Origin of the sequence: Haemophilus sp. HMSC066D02, from assembly GCF_001810545.1 — a bacterium.
Lineage (GTDB): Bacteria > Pseudomonadota > Gammaproteobacteria > Enterobacterales > Pasteurellaceae > Haemophilus_D.
The window spans coordinates 149,249-160,642 of the sequence record NZ_KV801824.1; the positions used below are offsets into that span (position 1 = coordinate 149,249).

Annotated in this window: 14 protein-coding genes; 2 read left to right on the forward strand and 12 right to left on the reverse strand. The window is 37.7% G+C overall.

Annotated features, from left to right (window positions below; translation table 11 throughout):
- Nucleotides 1–6: 6 nt before the first annotated feature.
- The 4 genes from ftsL to HMPREF2750_RS07900 all read right to left on the reverse strand — a co-directional run bounded on the left by ftsL (nucleotide 7) and on the right by HMPREF2750_RS07900 (nucleotide 3,624).
- Nucleotides 7–327 (reverse strand): cell division protein FtsL, encoded by a 321-nt coding sequence (gene ftsL, locus HMPREF2750_RS07885; protein ID WP_005696538.1) that lies wholly within the window; start codon nucleotides 325–327, stop codon nucleotides 7–9.
- A 1-nt stretch (nucleotide 328) separates the two neighbouring features.
- Nucleotides 329–1,297, reverse strand: a complete 969-nt coding sequence (gene rsmH, locus HMPREF2750_RS07890) for a 16S rRNA (cytosine(1402)-N(4))-methyltransferase RsmH (RefSeq protein WP_049366207.1) — start codon at nucleotides 1,295–1,297, stop codon at nucleotides 329–331.
- A gap of 84 nt (nucleotides 1,298–1,381) precedes the next feature.
- On the reverse strand, nucleotides 1,382–1,840 hold the full coding sequence (gene mraZ, locus HMPREF2750_RS07895) for a division/cell wall cluster transcriptional repressor MraZ (RefSeq protein ID WP_005696540.1): 459 nt from the start codon (nucleotides 1,838–1,840) through the stop codon (nucleotides 1,382–1,384).
- Nucleotides 1,841–2,049: 209 nt separating this feature from the next.
- Entirely contained in the window at nucleotides 2,050–3,624 is a 1,575-nt protein-coding gene (locus tag HMPREF2750_RS07900) for a carbon starvation CstA family protein (protein ID WP_070583318.1), read from the reverse strand.
- Nucleotides 3,625–3,826: 202 nt separating this feature from the next.
- On the opposite strand from HMPREF2750_RS07900, the gene HMPREF2750_RS07905 reads away from it, so the two are divergent.
- Complete coding sequence (locus HMPREF2750_RS07905) at nucleotides 3,827–4,057, forward strand: zinc ribbon domain-containing protein (RefSeq protein ID WP_070583320.1); 231 nt, start codon at nucleotides 3,827–3,829, stop codon at nucleotides 4,055–4,057.
- A gap of 46 nt (nucleotides 4,058–4,103) precedes the next feature.
- Here HMPREF2750_RS07905 and HMPREF2750_RS07910 read toward each other — a convergent pair whose 3' ends face one another.
- From HMPREF2750_RS07910 to lpcA, 6 genes are all read right to left on the reverse strand, one after another.
- Nucleotides 4,104–4,817 carry an SIR2 family NAD-dependent protein deacylase gene (locus tag HMPREF2750_RS07910; protein ID WP_070583322.1) on the reverse strand — a complete coding sequence of 238 codons (714 nt, stop codon included), beginning with the start codon at nucleotides 4,815–4,817 and terminating at the stop codon, nucleotides 4,104–4,106.
- A 116-nt stretch (nucleotides 4,818–4,933) separates the two neighbouring features.
- Complete coding sequence (gene artM / locus HMPREF2750_RS07915) at nucleotides 4,934–5,617, reverse strand: arginine ABC transporter permease ArtM (protein ID WP_049375226.1); 684 nt, start codon at nucleotides 5,615–5,617, stop codon at nucleotides 4,934–4,936.
- Nucleotides 5,617–6,288, reverse strand: coding sequence for an arginine ABC transporter permease ArtQ (gene artQ, locus HMPREF2750_RS07920; RefSeq protein ID WP_005696554.1), 672 nt, complete (start codon nucleotides 6,286–6,288; stop codon nucleotides 5,617–5,619). The genes artM and artQ overlap by 1 nt, the downstream gene beginning before the upstream one ends.
- 3 nt (nucleotides 6,289–6,291) lie before the next feature.
- On the reverse strand, nucleotides 6,292–7,011 hold the full coding sequence (locus HMPREF2750_RS07925) for an arginine ABC transporter substrate-binding protein (RefSeq protein WP_049370084.1): 720 nt from the start codon (nucleotides 7,009–7,011) through the stop codon (nucleotides 6,292–6,294).
- Between the two features lie 11 nt (nucleotides 7,012–7,022).
- Nucleotides 7,023–7,760 carry an arginine ABC transporter ATP-binding protein ArtP gene (gene artP / locus HMPREF2750_RS07930; RefSeq protein WP_070583323.1) on the reverse strand — a complete coding sequence of 246 codons (738 nt, stop codon included), beginning with the start codon at nucleotides 7,758–7,760 and terminating at the stop codon, nucleotides 7,023–7,025.
- A gap of 149 nt (nucleotides 7,761–7,909) precedes the next feature.
- On the reverse strand, nucleotides 7,910–8,494 hold the full coding sequence (lpcA, locus tag HMPREF2750_RS07935; protein ID WP_014065007.1) for a D-sedoheptulose 7-phosphate isomerase: 585 nt from the start codon (nucleotides 8,492–8,494) through the stop codon (nucleotides 7,910–7,912).
- A 200-nt stretch (nucleotides 8,495–8,694) separates the two neighbouring features.
- Here lpcA and HMPREF2750_RS07940 point away from each other — a divergent pair, with 200 nt between their 5' ends.
- A complete protein-coding gene (locus HMPREF2750_RS07940; protein ID WP_070583325.1) occupies nucleotides 8,695–9,504 on the forward strand; it encodes a DNA ligase in 810 nt (269 codons plus the stop codon).
- Nucleotides 9,505–9,556: 52 nt separating this feature from the next.
- On the opposite strand, the gene trxA is transcribed toward HMPREF2750_RS07940, so the two are convergent.
- Nucleotides 9,557–9,880 (reverse strand): thioredoxin, encoded by a 324-nt coding sequence (gene trxA / locus HMPREF2750_RS07945; RefSeq protein WP_070583326.1) that lies wholly within the window; start codon nucleotides 9,878–9,880, stop codon nucleotides 9,557–9,559.
- Nucleotides 9,881–9,997: 117 nt separating this feature from the next.
- The gene (locus tag HMPREF2750_RS07950; RefSeq protein WP_070583328.1) at nucleotides 9,998–11,107 is read right to left on the reverse strand and encodes a methionine biosynthesis PLP-dependent protein; all 1,110 of its coding nucleotides are present in this window, start codon (nucleotides 11,105–11,107) and stop codon (nucleotides 9,998–10,000) included.
- Nucleotides 11,108–11,394 lie beyond the last annotated feature (287 nt).

Consider the following 11,394-nt stretch of genomic DNA (forward strand, 5'->3'; position numbering starts at 1 on the left):
AAATCCCTATTCAAAAATAACCACTTCTTGTTCACTTTGAACACGTTGCATTTTTAATGTACCGATTGCAATGGATTCAACTCTTGTATTATCACTTTCGGTTGCTTCTTGTAATTGCAAATTGCGATATTCGTTTTCAAGCGCTTGGTGTTGTAATACCAATTGCCCGTTTTCAGAAATCAAGCCTCTTGTTTGGTGGGTCATCCAAATTGTGCCCATTGCAGAAGCTAAAATTAATAAAAGTAAGACGACAATTAATTTATTAGAAGAAAAAATATCTTCAACGAGAATATGTTGTAAAGGATAACGTTCACTATTTTCTAACATCTTATTTCACCCTTTCCGCAATACGTAAAACCGCACTTCTTGAACGTGGATTTGCCGAAATTTCTGCCTCACTCGGCTGAATCGCTTTACCAATGATTTTTAATTTTTGATTACGTTGAATTTGATCTTCACGTAGTGGTAAACCTCTTGGAATATCCTCGCCTTTGCTTTGCTTACGCATGAAATGTTTTACCATTCTGTCTTCAAGTGAATGGAAACTGATAATCGATAAACGCCCTTCTGGGGCCAACATATCTAATGCAGAATTTAATACACTTTCTAATTCATCTAATTCTGCATTAATATAAATTCGAATGGCTTGGAAGCTACGCGTCGCCGGATGCTTATGTTTATCTTTAAATGGCACAGCTTGAGCAATTAACTCAGCGAGCTGAGAAGTACGACTCAAACATTCAGTGCCATTTTTAACCGCACTTTTATTAAATTCTACGATGGCAGTGGCAATTCGTTTTGCAAAACGCTCTTCACCAAAGGTTTTTAACACCCAAGTTAAATCATCAACAGATACTTGTTTTAGCCACTCTGCTGCTGATAAACCTTGTGTGGTATCCATGCGCATATCTAACGGGCCATCTTTCATAAAACTGAAACCACGCTCGGCTTCATCAAGCTGTGGAGATGACACCCCTAAATCCAGCAAAATGCCGTCAATTTTACCAACTAAATCGAGTTTTTGACAGATGTCTGGAATGTGAGAAAAGCTATTATGTTCAATATGAAAACGAGGGTCTTGAATTTTTTCAGCTTCAGCAATCGCACGCGGGTCGCGATCAATAGCAATTAAACGACCATTTTCAGAAAGTTGGGAGAGAATTAGACGAGAATGACCACCACGACCAAAGGTACCATCGATATAAATTCCGTTTTCTTTCAACGCCAAACCATTCACCGCTTCGTGAAGCAAAACCGTGATATGTTCAGGTGCAGAAAAGGAATTTTGCGTAGTCATAAGTAAAAAGTAAAAGTTAAATCAAAATCGATAAAGAGAAGATAGAGCGGCGCAAGCACCGCTTATCCTGCTAGTGCTGCTGTTCTATAATGACAGCATTTTTAGTTCTTCAGAAGCTCCGAACTCAGCGCTTGAGCCAATTTCGATATCTTCATCAATTTGTGCATACCATTCGGTATCACTCCAAATTTCAAATTTATTCAACTGCCCTACCAACATTAAGCCTTTTTCTAATTTTGCATGTTGACGTAATGGACCACTTAATAAGATACGACCTTGCGCATCCATTTCACATTCAGTGGCATAACCGAGCATAACACGTTGTAAACGGCGTTGATTTGGGTCAAAGTTGGAGAGTGAAAGTAGTTTTTGTTCGATTTTTTCCCATTCATCTAAAGGATAAAGTAATAAACAAGGCTGACGAATATCAACGGTACAAACCATTTGGCCTTGGTTCTTTTCCATGATTTCAGCACGATAGCGAGTAGGAATCGCTACACGACCCTTCGCATCTAAATTTACCGCTGCTGCACCACGAAACATTTCTCTACCTTTAAACGTTTATTTTTAGAAAAATTTGGCAGAATTTTCCACAAAATTCCACTTTTCACCACTTTGCGTAAGTTTATCGGTTGTAGCCTTAACTTGCAAGCAATTAAAACGTAAAGATTGGTAAATTTTGGCAATAAAATAAACAAAAAAACCGTCTAAGGTTTCCCTCAAACGGTTTTTCAATTTTTAACTCGATTTAATTAGTTATTTACATACGCTTCTTCATCACGATCACCTAATGGTTTAAGCTGTGTGAAGAATAATACCAAGCAAAGAACAGTTAAGCCTAAGCCGATATAAACAGATAATTGATAGTCTAAACCGAAACCGATTTTGTTGTATGCAAGATAAGTAAAACATACAGTACTGATAAATGCCGCAGGGATTGTACATACCCAGTGGAATTTATTATAACGGTATAAGTACGCTGCTGCAGTCCATAACATAACCATTGCAGTAGTTTGGTTCGCCCAAGTGAAGTAACGCCATAAGATAGAGAAATCCACTTTTGATACGATATAACCAACCACGAATAATGGCACAGCAATAATTAAACGTTTAGCTAAGGTTTTTTGTTCTAAATGGAAAAATTCTGCAATAACAAGGCGTGCTGCACGGAATGCTGTATCTCCAGATGTAATAGGAAGAACAACCACACCTAACACTGCAAAAATACCACCAACAAGACCTAAGAAGTGGATAGAAGAATCATAAACCACTTTAGAAGGAGAACCTGCTTTAATCGCTGCTAATAAATCTGGTAAAGAATCATAGAAACTTAAACCAACTGCACACCATACTAATGCGATTACACCTTCACCGATCATCGCACCGTAGAAAATAAAACGTCCTTCTTTTTCGTTTTCAGTACAACGCGCCATTAATGGGCTTTGTGTTGCGTGGAAACCAGATAATGCACCACAAGAGATTGTTAAGAACAAGAGTGGCCATAATGGTAAATCTGCACGGGTTTCAAAGTTTTGGAAGAATTTCTCAAAAGACATACCGTCCACAGAACGATAGAAAGAAATTGGGTCTGCTGAGCTAAGATCTGCACTTACTAAACCATATACCATACCTACAGACATAAAGAGTAATAATGCACCGAAGAATGGGTAGATACGACCGATGATTTTATCAACTGGAAGTAATGTCGCAAGAATATAGTAAATGAAGATGATAGCAGTCCAAACACTGATAACAGTTGCTTTATCCATACCCCAAACGGTAATACCACCTGATTCTGCTACCTGATGGATTTCTTCCGCATTGCTAATAGAAATGCTACCTGATGCAGCACCGAACACATCCATTGTAATCGTACCCATTAATTGAGCAGGACTTGCTACGAATACCACACCTACTAATAATAAAAGCACAACAGCTAATACGTTAATGAATGCTTTAACTGGACGACCTAAGTATTTACCTGCAAGGTTTGGCATAGATGCTCCACCATTACGCACACTTAACATTCCGCAGAAATAATCGTGTACCGCACCAGCAAAGATACAACCCACTACAATCCAAAGCATTGCAACTGGTCCGTATAACGCACCAAGAATCGGACCAAAGATCGGACCTGTACCTGCAATATTTAATAATTGAATTAACCAAATCTTAGTTTTAGACATTGGCATATAGTCAACGCCATCATTCATGGTATAAGCTGGCGTTTGACGATTTGGATTGATCACAAAAATGCGTTCAATTACACGACTATAAAAGAAATAACCTGCAAGCAATAACGCCACGCAGAAGAAAAACCACAACATAAAAAATACTCCTCAGGAATAAATGAATACCGAAATTTAGTCATATACTAGACTTCGTCGGCGGTATTCTAAGTGAAAATCATCAAAATCAAAATTTTAATTTTTATATTGTTTCAATTTTGTGATCCATGTCACGTTTATCATTACGTTTTTTTCACTTACAATATGTTTATAAATTAAAATAATTAAAAAAGGATCATCAATGGCTCTCACCCGCTGCCCAGAATGTCGTAAAAAAATCAGCGAATCTGCCCAATTTTGTCCAAATTGTGGGTTCTCTTTTAAAGAAGATCTTGAAATTTACAAACAAAAACTTGAACAACGACGCCAACAAAATGCCGAAATTAATCGAAAAAGCACTAAACTTCACCTTATTTGGTTGGCTATTTTTACTATCGTTATCTTATTGGCAAGTTGGCTGACGGGGAAATAACAAAGTGCGGTTAAAACACGATAAGAATTTTGGCCATACTCCATCTTTATTGCTTAGATATAGGTGAATCTTTTATTTTATCTAACAATACGCTCACTACCTTCGGTACGCCCTTCCCCGCTTTTTCTTTTATTGCGATGACTTGCTTACGAACAAATCCTGTATTGGGATTCGGATCGATTAAGTAAATTGGCGCTTTGCTTGGCGCTTCATTAACTAAGCCATTCGCAGGATACACTTGCAAAGAAGTACCAATCACTAACACGACATCCGCTTGCTCTACGATATCCACTGCACGTTCTAACATCGGCACCATTTCACCGAAAAAAACAATATATGGACGCATTGGATGACCGTTAGGATCTTTATCTTCCAATTTCTGATCGCCAAAACAATCCACAATATAACTTTCATCAAAACTACTACGAGCTTTATTCAGTTCACCATGTAAGTGTAAAACATTCGAACTTCCTGCTCGTTCATGTAAATCATCCACATTTTGCGTGATAATTCTCACATCATAGGCTTTTTCTAATTCAACTAAGGCGATATGTGCAGCATTTGGCTTAGCTGCAGCCGCATTTTTTCGTCGTTGGTTATAGAAATCTAATACTTTCGCTCGATTTTTCTTCAAAGCTTCAGGCGTACAAACTTCTTCGACTTTATGACCCGCCCACAAACCATCTTCCGCTCTAAATGTAGGAATACCACTTTCGGCACTAATTCCTGCGCCAGTTAATACGACACAAATAGGTTTCATAATATCCTCCTCAGTACTTTATATTATAAGCCTGAAAAACAGATTCACTTCGCATTTATAATAAAAAATCGGGCAATTTTTAAACAGCCCGATTTGTTTCCATTTTTGACCGCACTTTATGCTTTTGCGGTATCAATACGTTCGAATGACAACACTTTATTTTCTAATTGACGGAGTAATAAAGTGGCGATACCAGTAATGATGAGGTAAATACCGCCTGCAATACCGTAGATAGTGAGTGCATCATATTCGGTGCCGTAAAGTTGGCGTGCGTATCCCATGATATCCATGATCGTAATGGTAGAAGCTAATGCTGTACCTTTAAATACCAAAATAATTTCATTGGTATAAGAAGGGAGTGCGCGTTTTAACGCATAAGGAATGAGAATTTTTAAAGTCTGCATACGACTTAGTCCTAATGCCGCACAGCTTTCCCATTGACCTTTAGAGATCGCTTTTACTGCTCCGTGGAATAATTGGGTTGAATAAGCCGCACTATTCAAAGCCAAAGCTAACGCTGCACAGAACCATGCATTGGAAAATAATCCCCATAATGGGCTGTCCACCAACCATTGGAATTGACCAGGGCCTGCATAAATTAAGAAAAACTGCACTAAAAGTGGGGTGCCTGTAAATAAAACAAGGAACAAATTGACCGCACTTTTCACCAATTTATTGCCAATAGAAAGCAAGAAAGTTAGGCCTAATGCTAAGAAAAAGGCAATAAACAACGCGACGACCGTAAGCAACAGGCTAGTCGGAATACCTTGAGCAATAACAGCTAAATACTCTTGAAACATTATTCGACTCCCCGTTCAAATCGAGTGAAACGTAATTCTAATTTGCGAATACCTGCTTGGCTGATCAACGTAATCACCAAATAAATTAACGCAGCAATACCATACCAAGTGAAAGGCTCATGGGTGTTCGTATTGATATACCCAGCCTGACGCATTAAATCATCGACACCAATTAACGACACCAACGCCGTATCTTTTAATAATACTAACCATTGATTGCTTAAGCCCGGTAAAGCGTGTCGCCATACTTGTGGCATAATCAAATGGATGAAGGTATAAGGACGGCTTAATCCTAACGCTGCACCTGATTCCCACTGCCCTTTTGGAATGGCTTGGATCGCACCACGTAAGGTTTGTGAAGCATAAGAGGCAAAAATCAAAGACAATGCAAATACACCACAACCAAAGGCGCTGAATTCGATATACTCCCCTGTCAGCATTTCTACTACTTGGGTTGAACCAAAATAAATCAGTAGAACCACCAAGATTTCCGGTAAACCACGCAATAAAGCAATCACAACAGAAGCTGGTTTTGCAATAAAGACATATTTATTCGCTTCTAAGGCGGTAAAAATAATACTGAGCAATAAGCCGACAATTAACGAGCAAATAGCAAGCCCTAAGGTCATTAGGGCTGCATGTCCAATTAATGTAAGATAATCATAAAACATAGATTATTTTGTCATCCATTTGTCATAGATTTTTTGGTATTCACCATTTGCTTTCACGGTTTCTAAACCTTTATTTAAGCTTTCTAGCAATTCTTTACTTGATTTATTCACCGCGATACCTAAACCATTACCGAAATATTTTTTGTTAGTCACTTTCTCGCCAACAAATTGAATTTCAGGCTCTTTAGAAATCATATCAGACAATACGGCAGTATCACCGAAGATGATATCAATACGACCATTTTTTAAGTCTAAGATCGCATCTTGTAAGCTTGCATAAGATTTTGCATTATATTGTTTGGTTTCTGCGGCAGTATATTGTTGGAATGTTGTTCCGTTTTGAACACCAATTGTTTTTGCTGAAGCTAAATCTGCTTTGCCTTTTAAAGCCACATAACTTGCTGTGCTATCATAATACGCATTAGAAAATGAAACTTGTTTTGCACGCGCTTCAGTAATATCCATCGCAGAAATCGCTGCATCAAAACGTTTTGCTTTCAAGCTTGGAATTAATGCATCAAAAGATTGGCTTTTGAAATGACAAGTCGCTTGGATTTCCTTACAAATTGCATTCGCTACATCCACATCAAAACCGATAATTTCACCTTTTTCATTTGTTGTTTCAAATGGCGGGTAGCTCGGCTCCATCGCAAAAGTAATTTCTTGTGCATTCGCAGCAAAAGCTGAGCCCATTAACATTGCGCTTAAAAGTAATTTTTTCATGTTGTGTTTCCTTATTCTGAGTGTGAAAGATATTGTTTAAATTGTTCGGTTTTTGGATTATCAAAGCAATCTGCACTGCCCATTTCAATAATCTTACCTTGTTCCATATAGACGACCTTGGTCGCCACTTTTTGTGCCACATTCACTTCGTGGGTCACAATCACCTGAGTAATGCCTGTTTGTTGAAGTTCTTTAATGATATCAACAACTTGAGCTGTAATCTCAGGATCCAGTGCTGCAGTTGGTTCATCAAACAACAATACTTGTGGTTTCATCATTAATGCTCGAGCAATAGCAACACGTTGTTGCTGACCGCCTGATAAGTGAAGAGGGAAACGATCGGCATGCTCTTCCAAACGTAAACGTTTTAAAAGTTCTAATGCATCTTTTTTCGCTTCTTCTTCGCTAATGCCCAACACTTTTTTCGGCGCTTCAATCAGATTTTCAATCACCGTTAAATGCGGCCAAAGATTGTATTGTTGAAATACCATACCAACATCTTGACGAAGTTGACGAATAGCTTTTGGATTATTATTCGCTTTAGACAAATCAAAATGATTATTCGCAATATGCAATTCGCCAGAGGTCGGCACTTCTAATAAATTTAATGTACGGATTAACGTACTTTTTCCTGCCCCACTTGGTCCGAGTAACACCACGGTATCGCCTTCTTGTGCATCAAGATTGATATCAAACAATGCCTGTGATGAACCATAAAAGAAATTCAAATTTTTAACACTAATCGCCATACTAAGTTTACTGCTATCCTCTCTTGACTCTTAAGAATGAATAAATATTACTTTTTAATGATTAATTATGCAAGTGTTTTTGTAAAAAAATCCCAAAAAAGTTTTTGGGATCTTTAAATCATTGAATTTTAAACCGCACTTATCGCGAATTAGGCCTCTTTCGCCATCTCAAATTCAACTAACATCATTAAAATATGGATCACTTTAATATGAATTTCTTGAATACGATCTGCATAACCAAAGTGTGGCACACGAATTTCAACATCCGCTAAACCTGCCATTTTACCGCCATCTTTACCTGTCATCGCAATCACTTTCATTCCTTTTGCTTTCGCCGCTTCGATCGCATTTAAGATATTTTTAGAATTGCCTGATGTTGATAATCCAAATAAAACGTCGCCTTCTTTACCCACGGCTTCAACAAAGCGAGAGAATACATATTCATAACCAAAGTCATTACTTACACAGCTTAAATGACTCACATCTGAAATCGCAATCGCAGGATAACCAGGACGATTTTCACGATAGCGACCGGTTAGTTCTTCGGCAAAATGCATAGCATCACAGTGAGAACCACCATTACCGCAAGATAATACTTTACCGCCATTTTTAAAGCTTTCCGCTAACAATTTAGCCGCTTTTTCAATGAGTTTAATGTTGTTATCATCTGAAACGAACTTGTTTAATACGTCTTGTGCTTCCACAAGCTCAGCTTTAATTTGATCAAAATACATTTTATTCTCCTTAAAAATTAAAATTCGAAATCGCGTTGGCATTGTATAGCGTTCATTTCAAATAATCTAGCGCTCTTTCTTATCTCTCTATTTTTCAGCTTACTTCTCATTATTTTGCGATACGAATCACAGATTCAATTAAAAACTCTGTAAAAAATGACCGCACTTTTTAAACTCAATAAATTTAAAAAGGAAACATCATGAGAGCGATTTACTTATTACTTTGCCTCCTATTCAGCCAAATAACCTGGGCGAATGAGCGTGATTTAATGCTATTAGAAACTTATGAAAACCAAGATGTTCAAGGTTGGGTAATGTCAGAAAAATTAGATGGGGTACGAGGTTATTGGGATGGCAAAACATTATTAAGTCGTCAAGGGCTGCCCTTGCCCGCACCGACCTATTTTACTGCTCAATTTCCGCCTTTTGCCATTGATGGTGAGATATTTAGTGAACGTAATCAATTTGAAGAAATTGCTTCTATCACAAAATCCTTTAAAGGTGATAATTGGGCAAAATTAACACTTTATGTTTTCGATGTGCCTAATGCATCAGGCAATCTCTTTGAACGTCTCAAAATCTTAGAAGATTATTTGAAAGAACACCCTACACCTTATATCAAGATTATTTCACAAATTCCGATACGAGATAAAACACATTTATTCGAATATTTGCATGAAGTGGAAGCGAAAAAAGGTGAAGGGATTGTATTACGTAATCCTCATGCGCCTTACGAAAGAAAACGCAGTACACAAATTTTAAAGTTAAAAAGCACTTATGATGAAGAATGCACCGTAATAGCACATCATAAAGGGAAAGGACAATTTGAGAATATACTCGGATCGCTCACCTGTGAAAACCATCGTGGAAAATTCAAAATTGGTTCAGGATTTAATCTGAGTGAGCGCGAAAATCCACCACCTATTGGTACCACAATCACCTATAAATATCGTGGATTAACTAATTCAGGAAAACCTCGTTTTGCCACTTATTGGCGAGAGAAAAAATAAAGCGGTCAAAAACATCGCTATTTTTGACCGCTCTTTATGTTTAATAACTCAATTATAGGTGTTGATTAATAAACGCCGCTAATTGATTTTTTGGTAACGCACCGACTTGTGTTGCAACAAGTTGGCCATTTTTGAAAAGTAGTAAAGTTGGGATACTACGTACACCAAATTGACCTGCAACTAATTGGTTGTCATCTACGTTGATTTTTACGATTTTTGCTTTACCTGCGAATTCAGGTGCGATTTCATCTAAAATTGGCGCAATCATTTTGCAAGGGCCACACCATGGTGCCCAGAAATCCACTAATACTGGGATATCAGATTGCACAACGACAGTTTCAAAATCTGCATCATTAATATGTAATACTTCGCTCATTTTTGTTTCCTTATTTAATAAGGTGCTGACAAATCAACACCTAACGTTAATTAATGTTGTGCATAATAGCACAAGGTATATTGGATTGCACAGATTAGTCCGATTGATAAAAACTAATTATTTAAGTTGTGCAAACGCCTGTAATAAATCGGCTTTGATGTCTTCCACATCTTCTAAACCAACAGAAAAACGCAATAATGTGTTTGTAATACCACGAGCAACACGTTCTGCTTCTGGAATATCCATATGGGTTTGGGTTGCTGGATAGGTAATAAAGCTTTCTGTTCCGCCTAAACTTTCAGCAAAGGTAATCAACTTGATTGATTTTAAGAACGTATTCACCCAATTTTCATCTTTCAAACGGAAAGACAGCATGCCGCCTTTGTTTGGATATAATACGCTATCAATTTGTGGCTGTTCACGTAAAAATTCTGCAATTGCCTTCGCATTATCTTGATGGCGTTTCATACGTAATGAAAGGGTTTTCATTCCTCGCACGGTTAACCAAGAATCAAATGGCGAAAGTACGGCGCCTGCACCATTTTGAATATAAGCGATACGATCACAAAGTTCTTGCCCTTTTGCAATAATCAAGCCCACCAAACTATCATTATGACCCGCAATATATTTCGTGCCACTATGAATGACAATATCCGCACCTAAATCTAATGGACGAGATAGAACAGGAGTTAAGAAGGTGTTATCCACAATCATTAATAAGTTGTATTTTTTCGCTAATTTCGCAATTTCTGCTACATCACACTCTTCCATTAATGGATTAGATGGCGTTTCAATAAAAATCGCTTTTGTATTCACTGTAATTGCGGCTTCAATTTCAGTTAAAGAAGCGGTGTTCACATAAACGGGTTTTACGCTGTTGTTATTTTTATAGGCAAAATCCAATAAACGATAAGTCCCACCATATACATCACTTGACACAATCCATTGATCAGGGCCTTTAAATAGGTTCATCAGCACTTGAATTGCCGCCATGCCAGAGGAAAAGGCAAAACCACGATCACCATTTTCTAATTTTGCTACGGTATCTTCCAAAACACTACGTGTTGGGTTTTTCGTGCGGGTATAATCAAACCCTGTGCTTTCACCAATCCCATGGTGGCCATAAGCCGTTGAAAGATAAATGGGCGTTGAAACCGCACCAGTGCGCTCATCACTGCGATTTCCCGCTTGAGCTAATAATGTATCGATAGAATATTGTTGTGTCATAATTTACCTCTAAAACATGCAAAAATTTGACCGCACTTTTCTTGATTTAATGGCGAACAAAACGCTCCAATTTTGTCACAAACCCAATCACGATAAAAGTAGAAATTGAAAACTAAGCTAAAATTATATTCTTGAGTCAAATTTTGCTGTAATTTCAACCGAAACGAAGATTTTTTCAACATTTGAATTTTTTTTTCAGATCTTCGATTGACAGAATTTCAAATTCCCGTAAAATGCACCGCACTAACAGCGTATGCGGGAATAGCTCAGTTGGTAGAGCACGACCT

Coding starts and splice junctions, on each gene's coding strand:
- ftsL (WP_005696538.1), bottom strand. CDS start 327: ATGTTAGAAAATAGTGAACGTTATCCTTTACAACATATTCTCGTTGAA.
- rsmH (WP_049366207.1), bottom strand. CDS start 1,297: ATGACTACGCAAAATTCCTTTTCTGCACCTGAACATATCACGGTTTTG.
- mraZ (WP_005696540.1), bottom strand. CDS start 1,840: ATGTTTCGTGGTGCAGCAGCGGTAAATTTAGATGCGAAGGGTCGTGTA.
- HMPREF2750_RS07900 (WP_070583318.1), bottom strand. CDS start 3,624: ATGTTGTGGTTTTTCTTCTGCGTGGCGTTATTGCTTGCAGGTTATTTC.
- HMPREF2750_RS07905 (WP_070583320.1), top strand. CDS start 3,827: ATGGCTCTCACCCGCTGCCCAGAATGTCGTAAAAAAATCAGCGAATCT.
- HMPREF2750_RS07910 (WP_070583322.1), bottom strand. CDS start 4,817: ATGAAACCTATTTGTGTCGTATTAACTGGCGCAGGAATTAGTGCCGAA.
- artM (WP_049375226.1), bottom strand. CDS start 5,617: ATGTTTCAAGAGTATTTAGCTGTTATTGCTCAAGGTATTCCGACTAGC.
- artQ (WP_005696554.1), bottom strand. CDS start 6,288: ATGTTTTATGATTATCTTACATTAATTGGACATGCAGCCCTAATGACC.
- HMPREF2750_RS07925 (WP_049370084.1), bottom strand. CDS start 7,011: ATGAAAAAATTACTTTTAAGCGCAATGTTAATGGGCTCAGCTTTTGCT.
- artP (WP_070583323.1), bottom strand. CDS start 7,760: ATGGCGATTAGTGTTAAAAATTTGAATTTCTTTTATGGTTCATCACAG.
- lpcA (WP_014065007.1), bottom strand. CDS start 8,494: ATGTATTTTGATCAAATTAAAGCTGAGCTTGTGGAAGCACAAGACGTA.
- HMPREF2750_RS07940 (WP_070583325.1), top strand. CDS start 8,695: ATGAGAGCGATTTACTTATTACTTTGCCTCCTATTCAGCCAAATAACC.
- trxA (WP_070583326.1), bottom strand. CDS start 9,880: ATGAGCGAAGTATTACATATTAATGATGCAGATTTTGAAACTGTCGTT.
- HMPREF2750_RS07950 (WP_070583328.1), bottom strand. CDS start 11,107: ATGACACAACAATATTCTATCGATACATTATTAGCTCAAGCGGGAAAT.